The following is a 22,438-nucleotide window of genomic DNA, read 5'->3' on the forward strand; positions in this document are numbered from 1 at the left end:
AATAGCGGCTGGCGGGGTCAGATGCCAGTCGGCGTGCGGCGGGAAGCTGGGAGGGAATTTGTTTGGGAGCTTAAGGAAACCCGTCAATCAGCGTGGTCGTCATCCCCCTTGAGGATGATGGCCAGGAAAATGGGAATCAGGATGATCAGGCAGAGGCCAAAGAAGATGGCGTAAGCGGGAATGTCGGGAGTGGCGAAGATAAAGACAGTCATTCCGAGCTGGAAGAAGAGATAGAGGAGGAACGCCAGGCTGGCGAGACCAATGCTGATGAAGAGCGTGAGATGCAGAATTCGTTTGCGGCGTTGCATGGTGCGATCGTCCCTCTTGCTCAGGAGGCCTGGATCTCCTCGGTATCTGGTTCGGGAGGGGTATCCGGGTTTTCTTTCAACAGGTTGATCGCGGCGATCAGAGTGCTTTGACTTGAGAAATCAGCGCCAACCAGAGCGATGACGGCCCCGAGGTTAACGAGGGAGAGCGTCGTCAGGTTGGCATCACTGGAGGAACAATAGACGAGTAGCATGACAACGTACCAGAGCACAAACAGAATGGCGTTTCGTTTGCGGATCTTTTTCATGTGCTGAATGAATTTGTCCAATGACTGTTCCCGTGGCATGTTGACTTTCCCATACGAAGGTGAGGTCTGGTATGTCAGACAAAAGAATGCAAGGCGTTGCTTTTATTTTACAAGTTGGAACTATGAATTTCAGGAGTAGATTGCGGATGGATTTTGGAATGGGGGAAGAATGGACATCGATGTTTCAAAAACTTTACAGGCGGCGTGCTTGCGAGCAAGGAGTGTCAGGACAAGCGTTTTTGAGTCGTCTAAAGTGATGAACACTGCGTGAAAGTAGGACAAAATCGGAAGTAATGTCGTAGCTCGGCTTGTGGTCACAGAGGGAATTCACTACAAAAGATACGTGGAATTAGTCGCTTTCGCGGGAAATTGTAGTCCCGGGAAGCCGTTAGTTGATTGCTTCAACTCGTCCACTCCGTTTCACACAATGTGCTCCCTGATTCAATTCAGCGCAGCTTTGAAAGGTTCTGTTTGAAGTAAACAGATAACAGATTGTGTCATGAAACTCTGTCTTTCCGGGATCTTTTGAGATCAGGACGGGAAGGCGGGCCCGCTTTTGCACTCGAGCGAACTGTTTCCTGTGCGCCCCTGTTCCATGTCGGCATGGACTGTCTGCAGACGAATGCGTTCGTCTTACAGGCTGACCGTGCGGATTCCACTTTGAAAGAGATATCTGGAGTATTGATGTTAGAGTTTTTCACGAAGCATAAAGCTTCAGTCAAGGATGATGTCTTGTCAGGCCTGACGGTGGCACTGGCGCTGGTACCGGAAGCCGTGGCGTTTGCATTTGTGGCGGGTGTTCCCCCCACGGTGGGTCTGTACTCGGCTTTCTGGATTGGACTGATCAGTGCGCTGGCAGGTGGCCGACCGGGAATGATCTCGGGAGCGACCGGAGCGATGGCCGTGGTTGTCGTGTCGCTGGTCGCGCTGCACGGAATTGAATATCTGTTTCCCGCGGTGATTCTCTGCGGGTTGCTGCAGATCACGGTGGGGCTGTTGCGGATGGGGAAACTGATCCGGCTGGTGCCTCATTCGGTGATGCTGGGATTTGTGAACGGACTGGCGATCGTGATTGGTCTGGCCCAGATCGGCAGTTTCAAAACACTGGGTTCTGACGGAACGATGACGTTTCTACAGGGCCCCTCAATGATACTGATGCTGGCCCTCGTCGGATTGACGATGGCGGTAATTGTACTGTTGCCACGATTTACGAAAGCGATCCCCAGTTCGCTGGCGGCGATTATTCTGGTCTCGATGATTTCGATCGGCTTTAACCAGTTCGCTCCTGCGACGTGGAAACCAGCCGGACAGGAAAATGTTGTACAGACGGTCGACGACCTGATGATGAATAACCTGCGGGCCAAAGCAGTTCAGGAAGCTGCGGACCAGCAGACTGGAGCGGAGCTGAGTGGAGAACAGGTTGCGGCTGCTGTCGCTTCCGTCCAGCCGGCTGCGGAGCCATTGCCGATGTTGTTCTTCCTGGACTCACGGTACGTGCTGGCCCCGTTTAACTGGGAAACGCTGTGGATCATCTTCCCCTTCTCGTTGATTCTGGCGGGCGTGGGTCTGATTGAATCGCTGATGACGCTGACTCTGATTGACGAAATTACCGAGACCCGGGGAAGCGGTAACCGGGAATGTATTGGCCAGGGGGCTGCGAATGTGGTCTGCGGTCTGTTTGGCGGGATGGGCGGCTGTGCGATGATTGGACAATCTCTGATTAACGTCAATTCGGGTGGTCGGGGACGGTTGTCCGGGGTTGTCGGAGCTGTGGGCCTGATGATCATGGTGGTTCTGCTCAAGCCGGTGATCTCGCTGGTGCCGATGGCGGCGCTGGTGGGTGTGATGTTTATGGTGGTAATCGGAACCTTCGAATGGAGTACCCTGCACACCTGGAATAAAGTCCCCAAGAGTGATGTGCTGGTCATGGTGCTCGTCGCCGGTTACACGGTACTGTTCCATAACCTGGCTGTTGCCGTTCTGCTGGGGATTGTGGTGCAGGCGTTGATTTTCGCCTGGCATCATGCCACGCACATGATGGCAGATATTCACTTTGAAGGGGAAGACAAAAAGGTCTACCAGTTACATGGTCCGTTGTTCTTCGCCTCGGTGAGCAGTTTTCGCGAGTTGCTGGATCCGGTGAACGATCCACCAATCGTGGCAATCGACTTCTATTTTTCACGTGTATATGACCAGAGTGCGATTGAAGCGATCAACAAGATCGCTGAACGCTATCGTCAGGAAGGCAAATGTCTGCAGTTGCGGAACCTGAATGCTGACTGTCGACACTTGCTGGAACGGGCCGGTGATCTGGCCGAGGTGGATATTGCCAACGATCGGCATTATCACATCACAGAGATGATCTAAGAGCACGATACCGGAATGAAGCGGGGCATTCGATCCGTTTTATTTCGAACTGGAATTTCGGGCTTTCGTCAGCCAGCGATCGAGCTGGTTGGCGAATTCCTGTCGGTCTTTGGCATTGAAGCCTGCAGGACCGCCGGTAATCTGGCCTTCCCCGCGGAGGTCGTCCATCAGGTCGCGCAGGGCGAGACGCTCGCCGATGTTGGCTTCGGTGTAAAGGGCACCACGGGGGTTGAGAGCCTGAGCGCCTTTGTCCACAACCTGTGCGGCAAGAGGTATGTCAGCGGTGATGACCAGGTCGCCTGGTTGTGCGAGTTCGACAATCCGTTGATCGGCTACATTCAGTCCGGGCGGGACGAGGAGCGAGCCGATAAAGTTGGAGCGTGGGACGGACAGAGGCTGATTGGCTACGAGCGTCACTTTGATTTCAGTGCGTTTGGCAGCTTTGAACAGCAGCGATTTCACTTCCGCCGGACAGGCGTCCGCATCAACCCAGATTTGCATTCCGCCTCCTGATGGTGGGGCCATTTTAGTGATAAGGTACAGATGATTCGTCTGTTTGCTTCGATTTCACAGACCATGATTAATCTGATATAACGGGTGTTGAGCAGTTTGACAGTGTCAAACCGGAACGATTAGAATTCGTTTCATCAATTCTTCATTATAGCAACACTTCATTCTCAAGTTGCTGTCAACACTTTTAGCGCCAGGAGTAATCATGAAATACTGGAAGTTGTTCTGCCTGTCTACACTCAGCCTGTGTTTAACTGTCGGATGTGGTGACAGTGCCGGCAGTGATCAGCCCGATCTGGGAACCGTCAGCGGTGTCGTCACCATGGATGGCAAACCGCTGCCCGCCGTGACCGTGACCTTCACGCCGACCGAAGGACGTCCCTCAAACGGCGTTACCGACGAGGAAGGACGCTACGAGCTGGGATATTTACGAGACACACAAGGTGCTGTCATTGGAACTCACAAGGTCAGTATCTCCACACCGCAGGACGCACCGACTCCGCCGGGACAGACTTATAAAGACCCCATCCCAGCCAAGTACAACACCCAGACCACGTTGACCGAAGAAGTGAAAGCCGGCGACAATACGATCGATTTCAAACTGGAATCCAACTAAGCCACACCTTAAGATCTCCAGGATCTGCAAATCATATAAACTGAAGAGCCCTGACGACTTACATCCAGTCGGCCGGGCTCTTTTTTTATGGATGGAAGTGCGGGCAGCCGACTTTTCACTGTCAGGATTCAGAGTTTCAAACGTCTTAACTCTGAAGGCAAGTTTTCAGCCCCCACTCAGTTCACATTTTCTAACCATCGTTAATTAACTCGTGGTATCCTCTTTGCCGATCTGTTAGCATTAGATAAGTATGTTTAAATATGACGATATAACGACAACAGGAAATAGATAGCAGGCTTTGGTCCCGCCAATGTAATTCATCCGAATTACGTTCCAATCACCGAAATCATCATTGTTTCCCACAGAGCTCAATCTCATGTCGCGAGGCATGCAGATCTGTTTTTGTTTTTTTATATTTCAGGAGAGATGAAGAACATGAAACGTTTACCTTTGGGGATCCGGTTCAGGTGGAAGCTGGGATTCACGCTGATTGAATTGCTGGTTGTGATCGCGATTATCGCAATTCTGATCGCGTTGCTCTTACCGGCAGTTCAGCAGGCACGCGAAGCAGCACGCCGCAGTACCTGCAAAAACAGTCTTAAACAGATTGGACTGGCCCTGCACAACTACCATGAAACCCATGGTGTTTTCCCGCCCGCCTATATCGACAGCGATCCGGGTTTGAACACTCCAGCGGCTGCCGCTTCCAACCTGAATGGTCTGGGATGGGCCACCATGATTCTGCCGTTCATGGACCAGGCGCCACTTTACAATCAGATTGGAACACAGACGGCCGGGTTCACATATAACTGGCTGGATTCCACTCACAGCGGTTCTCTGACCAGTGCGATTCCTGCGGCCAAGGTTGTATTGCCGGTCTACAACTGCCCCTCTGATCCCATGGGAGGCATCAATACTGATTGCAGCAGCTATGGGAAATCAAACTACCTGGTTTGTGCGGCCACAGGGGCTAACAGCCGAAACGGTGCTTTCTATGTGAACTCGAAAACACAGATGAAATCCATCACCGATGGCAGCAGCAACACCCTGTTTGTTGGAGAGCGGACCACGGCGAATGATCCCAGCAGTTCAACTGCCTGTGGTGGTTCCCCCTGTAACTGGGCGGGCGGATTGTGGATTGGTCCCCGGAACTACACTGCTCCTGCCGGCTGGCATACCAGCCTGCGTGGACTGGATGTGGCTGTGAACGGTGGTTCGAGTACCATTTACATGATCAATGGATCCAGCATCAACTGGGGTCCTGCCTGGAATGCTGGAAGTACACACGTCGGTGGTGCTCACTTCCTGCTGGGCGACGGTCAGGTTCGATTCCTCTCCGAGAACATTGACCTGGCAACCTATCGCGGACTCTACACCCGCAGTGGTGGTGAAGTGCTCGGCGAATTTTAATCCTGAATCAATACAGGATCATTGTTGAACGATAAAAACTCGGTCGCTTCTCTCAGGGAAGCGGCCGTTTTTTTACCCATACGCACACTTACTTATCTTTAATAATTATCGTACAGAACTGTGCAGACCCAACACTAAGCCAGCTCTTAATTCACATGTTCACACCCCCCCGTTATTCATGTGATCACATTCCTGCTGATACATCTATTGTATCGTCTTATATTCTCTATAGTTGAGACTATTCTACACTGGCAGAAGCATCCGATTCCGTATAATAATAGAGCATTGTCATCCTGACTGTGATACTGGGATTTTCCCAGTCACAACGTTGTTTGAGTTACGAGTATTCTCTCTGACGACAACAGTTCTGCACACGGCTGAGCTTATCATTTCGGGCCTCCAGGATGATCTGAATCCATTCATTTTTTTTCGTTACTAGTAAGGATGTAAAGTATGAGACGACCTACGTTCCCGCTCCGATTCCGGTGGCGGCTCGGCTTCACACTGATCGAACTTCTGGTGGTAATCGCGATTATTGCCATTTTGATCGCGCTCTTGTTACCCGCTGTGCAACAGGCACGTGAAGCAGCCCGTCGCAGTACCTGTAAGAACAATCTGAAGCAGATCGGACTGGCCTTACACAACTACCATGAGACGCATGGCGTCTTTCCTCCCGGTTACATGGACAACGACTTGAACTTTACCGCATCCAAAGGTTCCGGAACCGCTGCCAACAACAACGGCATCGGCTGGGGAGCCATGATTCTACCGTTCATGGACCAGGGACCGCTGTATAACCAGTTGTCATCCCAGACGAATCAGTTTGGCGAACACTGGAGTGTCAGCGCAGGTACGCTGGCGAAAACCGTTCTGCCTGCCTATGTCTGTCCGTCTGACCCCATGGGTGGTATCAACACCGACAAGAGCAGCTTCGGTAAGTCCAACTACCTGGGCAGCCATGGAACTTCAGCGGCAAATGCAACCAACGGGATTCTGTTCGGTAACTCGAAGACCCGCATCCGCGACATCACCGATGGAACCAGTAATACCATTCTGGTTTCTGAACGTACCACCAAAAGTGAAGGTTCCGGCACAACCGGTTGTGGTGGTTCGGCCTGTAACTGGGCCGGTGGTCTGTGGGTTGGCCCACGTTACACTTCGAGCATGTCAACCTGGCATCCCGGGATGTACCATTTCGATGTTTCCAACTTTGGTGGAGCTAACTCGACCTATCTGATTAACAGCTCAGCTGCAACCTGGGGTGATGACTGGACTGCATCCAGCGCTCACGTCGGTGGCGTGCACATGCTGTTGTGTGACGGTCAGGTTCGGTTCATCAGCGAGAACATGAGCAGTGGCAGCACAACTTCAACCTACTATCAACTCGTCACCCGCAGTGGTGGTGAAGTAGTCGGCGAATTCTAAACGCCTCTGTTTTATTTGAGATCAGGCGACTCACGATCATCGATTGTGAGTCGCTTTTTTCTTGCGCTCAATCTGAGAGAAGGCTTACACGCCGAGAGTCACCTCGGACTGCCAATATTAACCTACTGGGTTAACAGCTTAAGCTCGTCAATGGCCCGACCATGATTCGGATTCAGCTTGAGGCATTTCTCGTATGCCTCCCGGGCGGCCTGCCTGTCTTTCTGGAGCCGTTTGATTTCGGCAAAGTAAAACCAGGCCTGAGGGTCGTTGGGATTCTTATCAACAGACTGCTGAATCGCTTCCTCGGCTACCACGAGGTTGTCATTGCGAAAACTCATCATGGCTGCCAGTAATGCCATCTTGCCTTGATGGTAATCACGTTTTTCTGCGTCATTCCGATCGTTGTAAATATTGGCAAGCGTCTCGTGGATCTCAATTGTGGGGGACATTTCTGCCACCCGCAGCAAATATTCCTCTGCGGTTTTCAGATCGCCCTTCAGGAGATAAACGCCCCCTTTGAACTGAATCGTATCGGGTTCTTCGATGCCAAATTCATTCAATTTATTCAACAGCAGCAGCATTCGCTCGGGATTCTTACGTTGGAACTCCACTTCGATCATCCGCATCACGGTCGCTTTGACCTGCGGAGTTCTGCGATCCCCCATCAGCGTAAACACTTCATCCAGTTTCTTCGCGAGATGATCCATGTCATCCCGATCCAGCATCTGGTTATAGTCTTCAATGGCCTTGGAGACGCCCAGTCGCTTGCTGTAGGGCATAATAAATTCCGTATTGAAATTCAGGGGAACGACATACATCGCCCGCTCCACCTGGTCGGCAGCCTGTTTTGCCTCAAAGTCACGTCCGAGTTCTTCCAGCGCCAGGTAATTCAGAAAGTTGAAGTAGAGGGAGTTAGGGGATTCCTTCAAATTACGCTCAACGATCAACAACGCTTCTTCAGTCCGACCGGAACGCAACAGCAGCTTGGCCCGCTGGAAATCGGCAGGTTGAAAATCGGTATTCTGCAGAAAAGCCTGCTCGGCTTCATCTGGTTTTTCCTGTCGCAGATAATTTCTGCCGATGGCATACAGATAATGTTTGGGGCTGGTAAATGGAACAGACGTGTCCGCCTGCATGTCTTTTAGTTTTTCGTATTCCAGAGTACTGTCTGCCATACGCCCGGTACGTTCCAGACAGAATGCGTAGCTGGATTGAGCAACTGCACTCTCAGGATCCTGTCGGGCCGCTTCGGCGAAACAGTTCTCGGCGTAGGCATACATCCCCTGCCCCAGAAAGGCCTGCCCTAACCTGATCCATTCCGGTGCATACCCGGTCTCCGCTTCCCGAGCCAGTTCGCGATATTCTTCCATAATCAGAGTATCGGTACTCTCCGCATTTGGCAGAACGGGAAGCGGACGAGACATCCGCTTGGCAACAAGATATCCACAATAGCCTGTCTCCACGACAAGCAGAATCAAGAGCATACGAATAATCTGAATCATGGTTTCACCTCCTGTCCCAGATTCAGCCAGGCAGAAACCCGGCCAATCCGCTGATAAGGCTTTCTCATATTCAGAGCCCCCGCCACCAAGTCTGTTTTCCCATCCCCATCCAGATCTCCCGTGTCGACGGTGACCAGGTGAATGGGATCACTGGCGATCTGCCAGGTTTTGAAATTCTGTTTACCATCATTTTCCAGCCAGACGACGCTGGCCGTTGTTGGATCGTACCAGTCATTGGTCATACTCACCAGAACCACATCCAGGTCGCCGTCAGCATCCATGTCGGCAACGTCGGCCGCATAGGTACCTGCCAGATCCGAAATTCGCTTCAATTCGAATTCCCAGTTGCCCTTGTTCTCGAACCAGTAACAGCCATGATAGGGTTGCGGGTAAGCATCCAGGTCTTCCAGGTTATCACCGGCAGGGAGAATCAAATCCTCATCTCCATCCTGATCCAGGTCTGCTTTGACAAGTCCGGCGCCCCCCAGGTCGAGGTTGACCGTGTACCACAGACGCCGCTTTTTGAATTTCCCCTCGCCCAGATTTTCAAAAGCCCAGAGTTCCTCCTCGTCCTGAGTGACAATCGCAGCGATATCCAGGTCGCCATCCCCGTCATAGTCGGCCACTGGAACGTGAATGGTACCCGGAGCATTTAAGAGTTCGTGATCTCGAAATTTGAAATCGCCCCGGTTCTCCAGCCAGAGAACCCGACCGCGATTGTATCCGAATACCGCGACAGCCAGATCGAGGTCGCCGTCACCATCAAAATCGCCCGGCTGCACATCAGCCACACGACGGACATCATCCAGGATCACGTGCTTGATGTATTTGTCGCCTTGTCGCTCATAAAGTTCGACGCGACCGATCACCCGATCGTCGGGTGTCAGATTCCCCAGAATGGAAATGATGATATCCTGGTCGCCATCCTGATCGATGTCGACGACGGTCGCATGGCCGGGTGCGGCCAGATCTTTTAACAGGACTTCCTCATCCCAGCCCCCCTGTGGATTCGATCGGAAAACGGAGAGCACACTCTGGGCTGAGTCACAGGCCAGCACTTCATTCTTACCATCCCCGTCGATATCGACAATCTGCACGTTGGTGATCAGGGGCAGCCCGGGTGGGTCTGCCGCCAGCTTCAACGGTTTCCAGGCAACCGGGGACGCGGGATAGGATTTTCCTCCCGAAAAGACTTCCGGTGCCTGCCCCAGTGAGGGGAGGGTAGGTAAAAAGAACCAGGTTAATACCGGGATCAGCACCACCAGTATCAACAGCAGACAAACAGTGACTTTCTGGGACATAAAGTTTCGTCAATTCCATAGATGAAAAAATGGAGGGTGGCAGGCCGGAATGCCCGCAGGATTATTCTAGAACGGGAGGGTGCACTCCGCCATTAAGTCCTTACGACAAAACGGAATGAGACACGAGAAAAAACTGAAAGTTTGCTGAATTTTGACTAAAACCTGTCTATTTAACCCCTTACCTCCGGTTTCGTTTTGCAAAAGCGGAGAGCAGATCGCAAAAATCAGCTCAGGGAAACAGGCCGTGATTTTGCGATCAATCCAGCCTGTGCTCCTTCGCGGATTAGTCGGGAAAGAGATTCCCTCTGTTTCCCCAACTATAGCCCAAGCCCCCGATTCTGAACATCATCGCCACCCAATCATCTAATTATTTAGAAGAATAGATTGACAAACGGCACTCATCGATTAGGATCATCTAATTATTTAGATGTTACTCCGGTATCACCGTGCATCTGCCCCTTCAACCAGACGTCAAACACAGGACCAATCACTATGGCACGCCCTGGTTCAGAACACCCGACTCAACTGGAACTGGAAATCCTGAAAGTGCTCTGGGACGAATCGCCTCTCCGCGTGCGCGAAGTGCGGGCTCGCCTGGAAACTCAGGCCCAGCGTCCACTGGCACACAGTTCGGTGATTACGATGCTGAATATCATGTTTGACAAAGGATTTCTGAACCGGGAAAAAGTAGGCAAATCATTTCACTTTTCCCCCAAGGTCCGGAAAGAAGAAGTCGCCGGCGGCATCATGAATGATCTGCTGTCACGTCTATTTGATGGCTCTCCCTCGGCGATGATGTTGAATCTGCTGGAAACCAGCAATGTCGATGCCACCGAGATGACAGAGTTACGCAAACTCATCACACGCAAAGCACGGGAGCAGGAAAAATGAATGACATTTTCTTTCTTCATTCGGACTTCAATCTCTGGCTCTGTCTGACACTGTTGCATTCTCTGTGGATCTGGACCGTGATCGCACTGTTTGTATACACTACTGACTGGTTCATGAAACGAGTTCGCGTCGAAAAGCGTTATGGTTTTCATCTCGCTGCCCTGTTAATCGGACTGGCCAGTCTGCCACTCTCTTTTTATTACGTCATGCTTCGTACGACACCCGTCAATTCCACGGTGACTCAGATCTCCGCTCCCCGTTCGACTCCTCTCCCGACTGTGACGCCTGCAGAGAAACCTGGTGACCACACTCTTAAGCCTGCTCTCCCCACGACAGCACCTGCGGCCGACAATCAATCAAGGGAAACAGCTCAACGGCTCTCTCCCCTGACCGACCAGCAAGCAGACGCGTTGCTTACCCAGTCGAACTGGAACCGTTACCTGCCCTGGATCGCCGGTGGCTATCTGTTGGGAGTCGGCATCATGCTGTTCCGCCTGTTGAGATCCATGCTGCAGGTGAACCGCTTGAGCTCACGCGCGATACAACTCACGAATGGCCCTCTGGTGGAAATCGTCAGCACGCTCGCCACCCGGTGGTCTCTCAAACTGGCTCCCCGGATTGCAGAGACGAAAGAACTCATTGTGCCGACTGTCGTCGGCCTCTTCCGCCCGCTGATCCTGCTGCCCACGTCGATGCTGAGTGGCCTCACCCCGGCTGAACTGGAACTGATTCTGACCCACGAACTGGCGCACATCCGACGCTGGGACATGTGGATCAACCTCTTACAGCGTCTGGCGGAGACCATCCTGTTTTTCAACCCCGGTCTCTGGTATGTGAATCGCAAAATCAACGTGCTGCGTGAGTTCTGTTGTGATGAAATGACCTGCAATTATGAGCCCTGTGATCAGCACACTCAGCGGGTCAACTATGCGAGTGCCTTACTGCGCGTTCTGGAACTGGCACAACCCCAACATCCCCGGACCGCGGATCTCTCTTCACTGGCCGTCAGTGGTGCCTCGCCCTCTGAAGTCCGTCGGCGGGTCGCACGACTGTTCGGGGAACCATTGTCCGAACCGCTTCGGCTGTCCAGAGGGTTGATTTATCTGACTCTGCTACTCTGTGTCATGTTGGGCTCTGCGATCTGGGCCAGCCAGTCCCCGTCCGAAGAGTCGGACAAGAAAGCTGCTGAGTTGGAGCCCCGTGATTCATTCCAGTTGAAGGGGAATGTCGAAGTGATTGCTCTGGGAACTTACGATACTCCAGAGCAGCGCTGGTGGAATCTTACCGGGAAGAGGCTGAATTCGGTTCCTTATCAGCAGCAACCACGGATGATCGCCGATAATCCTGGTGAAACAGGTCGTCAGATCATATACAGAATTCGAAATCTGCCTGAAGGGTCCAGCGTCCGGGGAGCTTTGATTCGGCAGGATCCTGTGACCGGAAAACAGTACGTTTCACGAATGGGCAGTTCTCCATTTCAGAAAGATCAAAAAGCATTTCCCCCCGGGATCTTTGGAAATGCTTTTGCTGTCAAAGAGAAGCAAATCAAAGCCAATGTACGAATCAGTGTTGCCAGCGGTTCCTGGGACACCAAGATCAGACTCCCCGCAGATAACACCTATGGAGATCAGGGTCTTTCAGAATCGGGTGGTTCTGGCGAAACGTATCACATGCAGATGTCCGGTCCTTATCAGCAACAGGACCGTATTGTTGTGGTGGCGACACACAATAATCATGATCGTGAGGTTCGTATCATCGCCGTCGATAAGACAGGGAAAGAACACCGCACCTCACAGTCTGCCAATTCGAGTATCTCCCAGAATAGCTACTTTACATACCGAGCCTATTTTAAGAATCTCAAACTGGAAGATCTCGATTATTTCGAATTCCAGGCACGTCCTTATGAATTTATCGAGATTAATGACGTCCCCCTGAATCCCGTTGAAACAGCCTCCAAAACACCCCAAAAACCTCGAGTAAATAACACTGCAGAACGGGTCAAAGTCTCAGGCAAAATCCTGCTTGAAGATGGTTCTCCTGTTGAATCAAAGGGCCTCCTCCTGCACAGGAGCCCGGGTGTTTATGGTACAGTGGGCTACTTTACAGACACCTTTGAAGGATTGTTCCCCGAGGGACCTCTGGTACTCTTTTATCATCCCAATCAATATGCCCCGGTTCGCCTGGATGTCGGGTCCCTGAAAGCGGGCGTTTCCCGCAATGATTTGCAGATGATCCTCAAACCCGGACATGCACATCAACTCAAAATCCACAATGAGCAGGGGGAGCCGATCTCAGGTGCAACCATTGTGATTCACCCAACCTGGGGGGGCTCAGCAGGTGGACCGAATTATCCCCTGCAGTCAGATGAGCAGGGAAACGTTCAACTGATCCATCTGGCCGATACCTCGTATAATGTCAAAGTCTCAGCCCCCGGATACGAGCCCAGTCAGTCGAAGAAACTTCCCGTCAAAGCAGACGGCACCAGCACGATCACGCTGAAAGCCAGCCAGAAAACGACGGGGCGGATTCTGGACGAAATGGGCCAGCCGGTCGAAGGCGTAAAACTCTACCTCAAGCATCAGTTTGGTGGCCAGCGTTCCCACGCTTATTCTGGATCCGGCAGAGGCACCTACTGGGGCAGCCCCTTAACAAAGACAGACGTGGATGGTCGATATGAACTGACAGAGATGACGTCAGGTGCCCAGTACCTGTTCATAATCGAGGCCCTCGATGGCCGGCGGGCGATCGTGCAGAGCATCCAGGCAGGACAGAATCAGGAATTTGTGATTCCCGATCGGCGGGACCTGCGCATCACGTTTTCCAAAGACTTCATTGAAAAGTATTCCATTAAAAATGATTCGAAAGTCGCCGTTCGCCAGAGTGTCGTCTGTGTACCAGAAGACAAGTCACGGTATACAGAATTGATTGGCGCGGATGTTCCCATCAAGGTCACGGAATCAAGAGGAACGGCCCTGCTCCCGGGGCTCGCCATCGATCTTGACCCGGCAGGCAAACCTCAGAAAGTGGAAGTCATCCTGCAATATCACAAAGGGCCCAGGCAGGATGTGCAGATCAACCCGAATGGTGAGACCCAAGTGAATTTTGAGCTGGCCCAACGTGATTCCACGAAAGAAGAAACGACAGACGCCCAACCAGCGATTGAGAAAATCCCCGTTGTGATCGCGCAACATCTGATGTTGCTCAACGGTCGGCAGCCGATCACCTGGGAGGAGTTGGACCGGCATTTTGCAAAGCTGAAAGATCCTGCAGCGGTACAGCCTGCCTTTTATTTCACACGTGGTGCGCTGTCAGCTCAAAAAGCTGTCGTCAATTTAAATCCTCAGATTCGAAAACTACAGCAGAAATATCATTTTCGTGGTTCCAGCCAGGGGGCTCTTTCAGCTCGGGCTGATTATTACTATGACCACATCAAGACAGACGCAGACCTGCATCCTGATCCAGCTGATAAACTGACCGGACGGATTGTGGATCTCAATGGCAAACCAGTTGCCGATGCCGAAGTCGTTTTGATCACTTCCGTGCCCGAATCGATCTCTTATAAGACGTACGAGATGGCCCTCGTTCAGGGACGTATTCGCAACCCGCTCGAGCACAGGATGACACGTTCAAATTCCCAGGGCGAGTTCACACTTTACCCGCCGGCAGGAGAGAAATATTATATCATGGCCCTGCACCCGGAACAGGGTTTCAAATTTGACAGTAATGAATATTTTGCATCTCAAAATGAGCTCAAACTCCTGCATTGGTCGGGCCTCAAGGTCAATCTTGCCAAAGTGCCGGAAGAAACCCAGACCGTCAATCTAAGCACCCGCGTCGATGCCCGCGCGGGCTGGCCTGATATCTCCATCAATCAATATTGGAGCGACCTGCCCGCGGAGGCGCAGAAACAGCAGTTCGCCTATCACCATATACCTCCCATCAACCAGACACTGCTCTCTCGCAACTTTCATAACGAGGACGGAAGCAGCATTGGGCTGGCAGGCGTTTCAGTCAGCGTGTTACCAGAAGAAGTGCGCGAAATCAGCCTCGGTCCCCTTTCCCGCCAGCAGTCACAACAACTGGAATGGATGCGTAATCGCTCACGCGGTCGAAAGTAATCCCTGAATACCGGCTTCGATGGCATCAATTATATTGAAGCCATCTCGCGAGTAGAATATTGTTTACTGCAGTCGGTGCCCTTCAGCAGGGTACGGGTTAAGTGCTTCAACTGATTGTAATCACGCCACTCATTGCGATCGAACTCACAGGACTATCTATGAACAAAAAACGTCTGCTCAGGAATCACCTGCTCTCTTTCAAACAATGTCCTCTGATCTGGGCCATGATAATCGTAGGTTGTTTTTCAATTCAGCCCGCTGAAGCAGAGGAATCACAGCCAGCAAAGCAGTTCCAGAGAATCCTGTTTCTGGGGAACAGTATCACCCTGCATGGTCCTGCTCCCAAGATTGGCTGGAAGGGCAACTGGGGAATGGCGGCCAGCAGTCTCGAGAAAGACTACGTTCATCTGGTGACCAAAGCACTGACGAAGTCTCCGTCCGAAAAACCGCAAACGATGGTGAAAAACATCGCCACGTTTGAAAGAAACTATGCAGACTACAATCTCAAGGAACACCTGCAGGATGCGTTCTCATTCAAACCGGACCTGGTGATCCTCGCGATTGGTGAAAATGTTCCGCAGTTGAAATCAGATGCGGAACAGGCCCGCTTCAAAAGCAGTGTAGATGAACTGCTGAAACTGGTGCAGTCAGAGAGCCAGCCCACAATCATTGTCCGCAGCAGCTTCTGGTCTAATCCCGCCAAAGACAAGGCATTGAAAGCAGCCTGTGCGCAGGCCGGTGGCACCTTCGTCGATATCAGCAAACTGGGTAAGAACGAAGAAAATTACGCCCGCGCGGAGCGAAAATTTGAACACGCAGGTGTCGCAGCCCATCCGGGCGACCAGGGAATGCAGGCGATCGCAGATCTCATCGTGAAAGCGGTGAAACCGTAGAAAGCCCCTGGAAATGCAAAAGGCCTTCGTCAGAATGACGAAGGCCTGTCATTTGTAAGCGATTATCTCAAGAGGAGATAATAAGTACACCCCGCAGGGTTCGAACCTGCAACCTTCGGTTTCGTAAACCGATGCTCTATCCAATTGAGCTAGGGGTGCCCGTCCCGATTGGGAAAGGGTATTTTAGCGAGCCCGTTCTCCGTTTTAAAGCGTTTCGGAAGCTGCATTTGAATCTTTTTGGCAGCTCATCCCCGGTTTTGGGAGTGGAATCGCTCCCACTGTATGCTTTTTGACGGTTTTTCGGGCTCGAATCGAACCATTTGGCGATCAGCGCCTGTTGATATGAGACAGCTCTCAGGCAGGTCAGGTTCCCAGCCGCGCAAGAAAAAAGGCTCTGTTCCCTGGAAACAGAGCCTGGTCTCACTAAAAGTCGGGACTAATCTGAGAGGATTCTCAGCATCAACCTTAGTGATGGCCGTGATGGTGATGGCCACGATGTCCGTAACCGCCACGGTATCCGCTTCGGTACCCACCGCGATATCCGCCATAGTATCCGCCTCGGTAGCCGCTACCGCTGTAAATTCCGATTCCGAAGGACGGGCTGCTGTAGTAAAAGCCCCCCGATCCATAGCTGGGATAGGAATTATAGTAACCGCGATACCCGTAGCTGGGATAAGAATAACCATATCCCCGATACCCGGAGTAACATCCGTGGCCTGCTTCAGCCTGTTGGGTCGGCATCAGTAAAAACGTACCGCCGAGTACCAGTCCCATACACAGTGCCAGCTTCAGTCCTTTACGCTTTTTGGGAGTAGCTGTTTCGCCTGCATCAACCGTATCTGTGCTCTTTTGCATCGTTTCGCTCCTTGGAAAAATGAACCATGTGAGTGTCACAGACGAGTTGGAATCAGCATCCTCGCTGTTTGTCTGGCACTCGGTTGCAGAACGGTTGAGAATCCTTCACTCATTACATACTTGTCCGCCTGCTCTGATTCTGAAAATCGCTATAAGTGTGCCAAAATCCCAAACAATAACTGTCCACCCTTAACCTCTTTTTTTATTGGGACTTAGGAAATCAACAATTTTTGGCACCAGTGGCGGATCGAAAAAAAGCGTCTCAGTCTTGCAACAGCCGAGATCAATCTGATGCCAGTCAGCCTGGATATTCCAGCAGAAACTGCCGATCGAGTGGGTATAAAAAAACAAGCCTCCCATTCAAATGATCGGGCCGAACCAGATGAATGAAAGACTTGAGAATATTTGCCAATTTGAACCTGCTAGACAGGAACCGGCCCGACAAGATCAGCTAAAACCTGATCAGGGCGGATCTATTATAAATATGGATTACCATCCATAATAGAAACCGAAACCGGGTGAGTAATAGCCGCCCCGGTAACCGCGGTATCCACGATAGTAACTACCATGGTTGTATCTGCGGTGATGTCGGCGGTAATGGTTTCGGTATCGATTGTAGGAACGTCGATAATCCCGCCTTGCATGGCGGTAATTTCGCTCAAATTTACGATAACTTTTACGAGCCTGTTTCCAGGCAGGTGGCCTTGCCTCGGTTGTGTGTGTGGCCCCGATTAAAAATACACTACTCACGAGCAGGGCTACGGTCAGTGCACGTTTCATGGTCTTGTCTCCTTGATAAGAACCCTGTTGTTGCCTGACTTCATCCCTGTTTGAATGAAACCAGAAGTCAAATAACTTTGACTGTCTTATCAGAGGGAAAACGCAATAGCTGTGCCATTTGCGTAGAATTTGCGGACCAATCGCCTAAACCATGTCAGAGTTTTGGTTTAAAGAGAGTTTTTTACTCAAGTCGAAGCAGAGCCACTACTTGAAACTGTTGTAGAATTGAAAAAAGTGTGGTCGAAAAGAGAACAATTAAGCCGCCCACCGGCCAGTTTTGCTGATTGATGGGCGGACAACTCTTGTTCTCTGCAAGAACCTGCATTTAAACAACAGGGTTTTGCAGGACACCAATTCCTTCAATCTCGGCTTGCATCTCATCCCCATCTTTGAGGAATTTGTTTTTCGAGGCGCCAACGCCGCTCGGCGTTCCGGTGGAAATAACATCACCCGGTTCCAGTTGTACAAAGCTGGAAATAAATTCAACGATCGCTGCTACGGAAAAGATCATCTCTGCGGTAGACGAATCCTGCTCCACCTCTCCGTTGACGGTGAGTTTCATTTTGAGCTGCTGTGGATCTTCAATATCACAGGCCGGAGTGATACAGGGGCCCATCGGGCAGAAGGTATCATGCCACTTACCATGCAACCAGTCGAAGAAACCGTCCTTTTCCCGCTGGGTCCGCTCCGGGTTGGGACGGAACTTGCGGTCGGAGATATCATTGATCACGGTATAGCCGGCCACGTAATCGAGGGCCTCTGCTTCTGAGACTCCCTTGCAGGATTTTCCAATCACAATGCCCAGTTCCAGTTCCCAGTCAATATGATCGGGTGAGACAGAAGGAATTTTCACCGGCTGTCCCGGATGAGTGAGAGTCGTCAATGGAGGCTTCATGAACACATAGGGAAACGTCTTCTGGCGCTCCTCGGCTTTGCCGCCCCCTTCTTCAATGTGTTTTGAATAATTCCCAGCCAGAAGCAGCAGCTTGGAAGGTTCAGGTACGGGCACGAGCAACTGCACATCTTCCAGCATGATCGACATCGGAAAGAGTTCTTCATCCATGGACTGCTTCAACTGCTGCTCAATCACCAGGATCGTTTCCCGCTGTGCCCCCCCGGGAAGAAAGGGAATCAGTCCTTCAGATTCATCAAGCTCGACGCCAGCCAGGTCAGCAGCAGCACTCAAGGGCAGAACGGAATCTTCTGTATAAAAACCGCAGGCAATCTGGTTATCTAACTGATAGCGACACAGTCTCATGGTCTTTCAACTCCTGATCGGGATCTGCAAATCGGTGGGTCAGTCTTGAGGACAGTACGAATTCCTGAATGAGTCTCTCCCTGTTCATGCTAACGTCTGCGGCAGGAAAGACCAGTTTACAGGAACGTTTATGTTAGCTGCTTCTGAAATCTCTTTAAACTTACAGCCAGAATTACCACGCAACAGAGACTGAGCCCGGTGACATAAGGGAGCAGATCCGCAATCCCCGCCCCCCGCAGAACAATGCCTCTTAAGATCTCCAGGAAATAAGTTACGGGAATGATAAAGGTAAACAGGTAAATCGGCAGCGGCATCTGGGAACGGGGGAACATGAATCCCGAAAGCAGCACTGAAGGCAGCATAATCAGAAACGCAAACTGCACCGCCTGCAACTGTGTCTGTGCGATGGTGGAGACCAGCATCCCCAGGCCGAGACCACAAATCAGGAACAGCAGCGAAAGTGTCAGCAGTTCCCACAGATTTCCGTGAATCGGTACGCCGAACAGGAAGACCATCACTGTTAAAACAATCAGGGTTTCCACAAATCCGATCATCGCATAGGGAACCAGTTTCCCCAACATCAAACCGGATTTGCTCACCGGCGTTACGAACAACTGCTCCAGGGTCCCTAGTTCCCGTTCGCGGACGATGGCAAATGAAGTCAGGAACAGAGTCACCAGTTGCAGAATAATACCAACCAGACCAGGCACGAAGAAATGCGAGCTATCCAGGTCGGGGTTGTAGAGCAACCGCGGTCGGATCTCCACAGGCAGCGCAACCTTCCCTTCTGCATCACGGGAGGGCACGACATTCAGTGTTTCGGCTAACTGCTTGGTAATGCTGGTCGAATAATTAAACCCCAGCAGGCTGGAAGCATTGAGTGCCGTCGTGGCGACCTGGGAATCGCTGCCATCAATTAACACCTGAACCGAGACCTGCTCTCCCTTGAGCAGGCGATCGGAATAATCCGGCGGAATGACAACCCCCACCTTGGCCCTGCCAGACTCGAAGGCACGACGAAAGGCATCGTGATCATAAACGCGATCAATGATCATAAAGGTGCGGGTGTTCGCGAACGCCTCGCGGAGCTCGCGCGCACTGGAGCGACCGTCCAGATCAAAGATGACCGTCGGTATATTTTCAATCTGGGTGTCGATCGCAAACCCGAAGATCAGGGTCTGTAATACCGGGACGGCAAAGGCGAACAGCAGCGTCGATGGTTCCCGTCTGATATGAGAAAATTCCTTGACCAGAATGGCCCAGAAACCTGCCAGCATCTTCTGCCTGAATTGGGGAGTCTGCTTACTGCGGGCTTTAGTATTACCGGGTGATTTCTCCGGAGCAAGTGGTGGCTCAGTCCGCGCGGCACTCGTCTCTGCCTGTGGTTCGGTTGCCTGCGTTGTAGTTCCCTCTGGTACAGCACTCGCGTGAGTGTCTCCGTCGCGATTCAATCCCTCCGCCCGACTCAGTGTCACAAACACATCTTCGAGTGAAGGTGTGATCGGCCGGACTTGAACGGTGCCCTGCGATTCTGGAATACGATTAATGAAATCATGTTCTGTCAGACTCTGATCCGCGAGCACGTGAATTGTTTGACCAAACAGAGTGGCGTCGTGCACCCCGTCCATTTCGCGATAAGTACCCAACCACGTCGCTGGGTGTGGAATATCGATTTCCCAGCGCGCCGATCCGGGGGGAGTCACGCTGGATAACTGTTTCAGCTCTTCCGGCTTTCCACAGACAATCAGTCGCGAATTATAAATATAGCCCACATCGCTGCAACGTTCGGCTTCATCCATGTAATGTGTGGTCACAAACAGGGTCACCCCCTGCCCCGCCAGTTCAAAGAGCAGGTCCCACAAATCGCGGCGGGCAACCGGGTCAATCCCGGCCGTCGGTTCATCCAGAAACAGCAATTCCGGTTCATGAATCAGAGCACAGCCCAGAGCCAGACGCTGCTTCCAGCCTCCGGATAAATTTCCCGCCAGCTGATCCAGGCGGTCGCCCAGAGAAGTCAGCTCAATGATCTCCTCAAACCGCTGTTCCAGTTTCTCGGGACTCAACCCGTAGATTCGACCGTAGAATTCGATGTTCTCCCGGACGCTCAAGTCGGCGTAGAGACTGAAGCTTTGAGACATGTAGCCAATCCGGCGTTTGATCAGCTCGGCATCGGTGCTCACATCATAACCCAGAACCTGTGCACCGCCGCCCGTTGGTTCCAGAACGCCGCACAACATGCGGATGATCGTAGACTTACCGCTGCCATTGGGCCCCAGCAGACCGAAGATCGCTCCCCGTTCAACTTCAAAGCTCACCTGATCAACGGCCCGTAGAGTACCAAAGTCACGCGTCAGCTGATCAAGCTGAATCACCGAGTTCATGAGCGGTCTCCCCGTTGATCCAGCCAGACATCAGCCGCCATCCCGGGACGGAGCAGGCGTTCTTCATTCTGTAGCCTGACTTTCACACGAAAGACCTGCTTGGATCGCTCTTCGGGTGTCTGCACGTTGCGAGGTACGAACTCAGCCTGACGAGAAACGAATGAAATGACGCCTTCAAAGCTGCGATCCGGATAACTGTCGATGGTGACCTTGACCCGCTGATCAATGCGAATATCCAGATGGTTTTCAGGAACGTAACAACGAACCCAGAGGTGATTCAGATCCAGTATGGAGATGACCGGCGCGTTGCTTCCCACCAGATCCCCCGGTTCCAGGTCGACTGCTTCGACGACCCCGTCCGCAGGCGAAATGATTTTCAGCTCGCTAATCTGCTTTTCAATTGCCTGCAGGTTTGCTTCTGTTTTTTTCACTGCTGCCGCCGCCTGTTCGATATCTTCCCGGCGACTTCCGTTTTTCATCAACTGCCAGGCATCCTCTGCCTGCTTCAGCTCTGCCCGTGCTGCGTCAATTTCCTCTTTGCGGGTCCCCTCTTTGAGCAGTTCCAGTGCTTGCTCCTTGACCGATTTTCTGGCGGCAGCCACCTGGAATTCCGTATTGGCGGTATCCAGTTCGTCCTGAGAAGCTGTTTTTTCGGCAAACAGAGTTTCGATCCGAGACTGCTGCGCCTGCGCCAGTCGAAACTGGGCATCGGCCAGTCTGAGTTCTGCGACGGCGGCTTCAATTTCCTGGGGACGTGGTCCATTCACCAGCTGTGTGAGATGCGCTTTGAGCTGATCGACCTTTGCTGCCGCTTCAGCGATTTCTTCCGGGCGAAAGCCGGCTACGAGTTTACTGTGATATGCTTTCGCTTCCGCCAGTGCCGCTTCGGCCTCGGCCTTTCGTTCCAGCAGATCGTAAGGCTCCAGTTCAATCAGCAGTTCTCCCCTGCTGACCTTTTGTCCCTCTTCGATAAGAACCTGCCTGACTCTCCCCCCCACTCTGGAACCGGGTCGAATATCATCCGCCTCAATGAACCCGGAGACCTTTAAGGGTTCATAGCGATTCTGGCTCATGACGAGGGCCAGGATCAGGATCACTCCCAATCCAATCAGTCCCAGAATTTTCTTCAATGGTCTATCCTTGTTTGAAAGTATGAACACGTCTGGCAGGTAGATCGCATTATATACATTTAAGTCCGATTCATCTTGCGGGCCTTTAGAGAATTCCAAAGGAACGCCGGGAATCGAATCAGTTCCCCTGTATCAATCATCACATCCGCATTTTCAACCATCACAGCTCGACAGGGTAGCAACCGCAGTGAGCTCCCTTGATGCTGCTTAAGAATCGGGCAGCTCTCGATGGTGACTGCGGGAGTTTGATGATTCAAAAAATAAATTCCTCTTAACACACCATATCTTCAGTCGTCTTATCTCTTTTAATCTATTGAGGATAGAGCCTCAGGCAATGTTGTTTCTTCGGACGAAAACAGATTTGGCACATCATTCGCTTAAGTACCAAATCACAATAATCATCAAACAGAAACAATCCCTTAAACAT

The 22,438-nt window shown here is 51.8% G+C and carries 17 protein-coding genes and 1 tRNA gene; 7 read left to right on the forward strand and 11 right to left on the reverse strand.

What is annotated here, in order from left to right:
- Positions 1–83: 83 nt before the first annotated feature.
- Entirely contained in the window at positions 84–308 is a 225-nt protein-coding gene (locus tag RID21_RS17805; protein ID WP_350191129.1) for a hypothetical protein, read from the reverse strand.
- A gap of 20 nt (positions 309–328) precedes the next feature.
- Entirely contained in the window at positions 329–595 is a 267-nt protein-coding gene (locus RID21_RS17810) for a hypothetical protein (RefSeq protein ID WP_350191131.1), read from the reverse strand.
- Between the two features lie 663 nt (positions 596–1,258).
- Here RID21_RS17810 and RID21_RS17815 point away from each other — a divergent pair.
- Positions 1,259–2,941, forward strand: coding sequence for a SulP family inorganic anion transporter (locus RID21_RS17815; RefSeq protein ID WP_350191133.1), 1,683 nt, complete (start codon positions 1,259–1,261; stop codon positions 2,939–2,941).
- Positions 2,942–2,980: 39 nt separating this feature from the next.
- Here RID21_RS17815 and RID21_RS17820 read toward each other — a convergent pair whose 3' ends face one another.
- Positions 2,981–3,442 carry a YaiI/YqxD family protein gene (locus tag RID21_RS17820; RefSeq protein WP_350191135.1) on the reverse strand — a complete coding sequence of 154 codons (462 nt, stop codon included), beginning with the start codon at positions 3,440–3,442 and terminating at the stop codon, positions 2,981–2,983.
- A 214-nt stretch (positions 3,443–3,656) separates the two neighbouring features.
- On the opposite strand from RID21_RS17820, the gene RID21_RS17825 reads away from it, so the two are divergent.
- The 3 genes from RID21_RS17825 (at position 3,657) to RID21_RS17835 (ending at position 6,902) form a co-directional block, all read left to right on the forward strand.
- A complete protein-coding gene (locus RID21_RS17825) occupies positions 3,657–4,067 on the forward strand; it encodes a carboxypeptidase-like regulatory domain-containing protein (protein ID WP_350191137.1) in 411 nt (136 codons plus the stop codon).
- 435 nt (positions 4,068–4,502) lie between these two features.
- Positions 4,503–5,477, forward strand: coding sequence for a DUF1559 domain-containing protein (locus RID21_RS17830; RefSeq protein ID WP_350191139.1), 975 nt, complete (start codon positions 4,503–4,505; stop codon positions 5,475–5,477).
- 453 nt (positions 5,478–5,930) lie between these two features.
- The gene (locus tag RID21_RS17835; RefSeq protein WP_145044347.1) at positions 5,931–6,902 is read left to right on the forward strand and encodes a DUF1559 domain-containing protein; all 972 of its coding nucleotides are present in this window, start codon (positions 5,931–5,933) and stop codon (positions 6,900–6,902) included.
- 122 nt (positions 6,903–7,024) lie between these two features.
- On the opposite strand, the gene RID21_RS17840 is transcribed toward RID21_RS17835, so the two are convergent.
- Entirely contained in the window at positions 7,025–8,404 is a 1,380-nt protein-coding gene (locus tag RID21_RS17840) for a tetratricopeptide repeat protein (protein ID WP_350191141.1), read from the reverse strand.
- Positions 8,401–9,705, reverse strand: coding sequence for an FG-GAP repeat domain-containing protein (locus tag RID21_RS17845; protein ID WP_350191143.1), 1,305 nt, complete (start codon positions 9,703–9,705; stop codon positions 8,401–8,403). The genes RID21_RS17840 and RID21_RS17845 overlap by 4 nt, the downstream gene beginning before the upstream one ends.
- Before the next feature lie 492 nt (positions 9,706–10,197).
- Between RID21_RS17845 and RID21_RS17850 the strand changes: the two genes are divergently transcribed.
- The 3 genes from RID21_RS17850 (at position 10,198) to RID21_RS17860 (ending at position 15,607) form a co-directional block, all read left to right on the forward strand.
- Complete coding sequence (locus tag RID21_RS17850) at positions 10,198–10,596, forward strand: BlaI/MecI/CopY family transcriptional regulator (protein ID WP_350191145.1); 399 nt, start codon at positions 10,198–10,200, stop codon at positions 10,594–10,596.
- Positions 10,593–14,714 (forward strand): M56 family metallopeptidase, encoded by a 4,122-nt coding sequence (locus RID21_RS17855; RefSeq protein ID WP_350191147.1) that lies wholly within the window; start codon positions 10,593–10,595, stop codon positions 14,712–14,714. The genes RID21_RS17850 and RID21_RS17855 overlap by 4 nt, the downstream gene beginning before the upstream one ends.
- Positions 14,715–14,872: 158 nt before the next feature.
- Positions 14,873–15,607, forward strand: coding sequence for an SGNH/GDSL hydrolase family protein (locus RID21_RS17860; RefSeq protein ID WP_350191149.1), 735 nt, complete (start codon positions 14,873–14,875; stop codon positions 15,605–15,607).
- A gap of 85 nt (positions 15,608–15,692) precedes the next feature.
- On the opposite strand, the gene RID21_RS17865 is transcribed toward RID21_RS17860, so the two are convergent.
- The 6 genes from RID21_RS17865 to RID21_RS17890 form a co-directional block, all read right to left on the reverse strand.
- A tRNA-Arg gene (locus tag RID21_RS17865) sits at positions 15,693–15,766 on the reverse strand.
- Positions 15,767–16,072: 306 nt separating this feature from the next.
- Complete coding sequence (locus RID21_RS17870; protein WP_350191151.1) at positions 16,073–16,462, reverse strand: hypothetical protein; 390 nt, start codon at positions 16,460–16,462, stop codon at positions 16,073–16,075.
- 489 nt (positions 16,463–16,951) lie between these two features.
- Positions 16,952–17,242 (reverse strand): hypothetical protein, encoded by a 291-nt coding sequence (locus RID21_RS17875; protein ID WP_350191153.1) that lies wholly within the window; start codon positions 17,240–17,242, stop codon positions 16,952–16,954.
- Between the two features lie 325 nt (positions 17,243–17,567).
- Positions 17,568–18,500 carry a fumarylacetoacetate hydrolase family protein gene (locus RID21_RS17880; RefSeq protein WP_350191155.1) on the reverse strand — a complete coding sequence of 311 codons (933 nt, stop codon included), beginning with the start codon at positions 18,498–18,500 and terminating at the stop codon, positions 17,568–17,570.
- Between the two features lie 128 nt (positions 18,501–18,628).
- Entirely contained in the window at positions 18,629–20,881 is a 2,253-nt protein-coding gene (locus RID21_RS17885) for an ABC transporter permease (protein ID WP_350191157.1), read from the reverse strand.
- A complete protein-coding gene (locus tag RID21_RS17890) occupies positions 20,878–22,011 on the reverse strand; it encodes an HlyD family secretion protein (protein ID WP_350191159.1) in 1,134 nt (377 codons plus the stop codon). The genes RID21_RS17885 and RID21_RS17890 overlap by 4 nt, the downstream gene beginning before the upstream one ends.
- Between the last annotated feature and the right edge of the window lie 427 nt (positions 22,012–22,438).

This window comes from Gimesia sp. (assembly GCF_040219335.1).
Classification (GTDB): Bacteria; Planctomycetota; Planctomycetia; order Planctomycetales; family Planctomycetaceae; genus Gimesia.

Coding starts and splice junctions, on each gene's coding strand:
- RID21_RS17805 (WP_350191129.1), bottom strand. CDS start 308: ATGCAACGCCGCAAACGAATTCTGCATCTCACGCTCTTCATCAGCATT.
- RID21_RS17815 (WP_350191133.1), top strand. CDS start 1,259: ATGTTAGAGTTTTTCACGAAGCATAAAGCTTCAGTCAAGGATGATGTC.
- RID21_RS17820 (WP_350191135.1), bottom strand. CDS start 3,442: ATGCAAATCTGGGTTGATGCGGACGCCTGTCCGGCGGAAGTGAAATCG.
- RID21_RS17825 (WP_350191137.1), top strand. CDS start 3,657: ATGAAATACTGGAAGTTGTTCTGCCTGTCTACACTCAGCCTGTGTTTA.
- RID21_RS17830 (WP_350191139.1), top strand. CDS start 4,503: ATGAAACGTTTACCTTTGGGGATCCGGTTCAGGTGGAAGCTGGGATTC.
- RID21_RS17835 (WP_145044347.1), top strand. CDS start 5,931: ATGAGACGACCTACGTTCCCGCTCCGATTCCGGTGGCGGCTCGGCTTC.
- RID21_RS17840 (WP_350191141.1), bottom strand. CDS start 8,404: ATGATTCAGATTATTCGTATGCTCTTGATTCTGCTTGTCGTGGAGACA.
- RID21_RS17845 (WP_350191143.1), bottom strand. CDS start 9,705: ATGTCCCAGAAAGTCACTGTTTGTCTGCTGTTGATACTGGTGGTGCTG.
- RID21_RS17850 (WP_350191145.1), top strand. CDS start 10,198: ATGGCACGCCCTGGTTCAGAACACCCGACTCAACTGGAACTGGAAATC.
- RID21_RS17855 (WP_350191147.1), top strand. CDS start 10,593: ATGAATGACATTTTCTTTCTTCATTCGGACTTCAATCTCTGGCTCTGT.
- RID21_RS17860 (WP_350191149.1), top strand. CDS start 14,873: ATGAACAAAAAACGTCTGCTCAGGAATCACCTGCTCTCTTTCAAACAA.
- RID21_RS17870 (WP_350191151.1), bottom strand. CDS start 16,462: ATGCAAAAGAGCACAGATACGGTTGATGCAGGCGAAACAGCTACTCCC.
- RID21_RS17875 (WP_350191153.1), bottom strand. CDS start 17,242: ATGAAACGTGCACTGACCGTAGCCCTGCTCGTGAGTAGTGTATTTTTA.
- RID21_RS17880 (WP_350191155.1), bottom strand. CDS start 18,500: ATGAGACTGTGTCGCTATCAGTTAGATAACCAGATTGCCTGCGGTTTT.
- RID21_RS17885 (WP_350191157.1), bottom strand. CDS start 20,881: ATGAACTCGGTGATTCAGCTTGATCAGCTGACGCGTGACTTTGGTACT.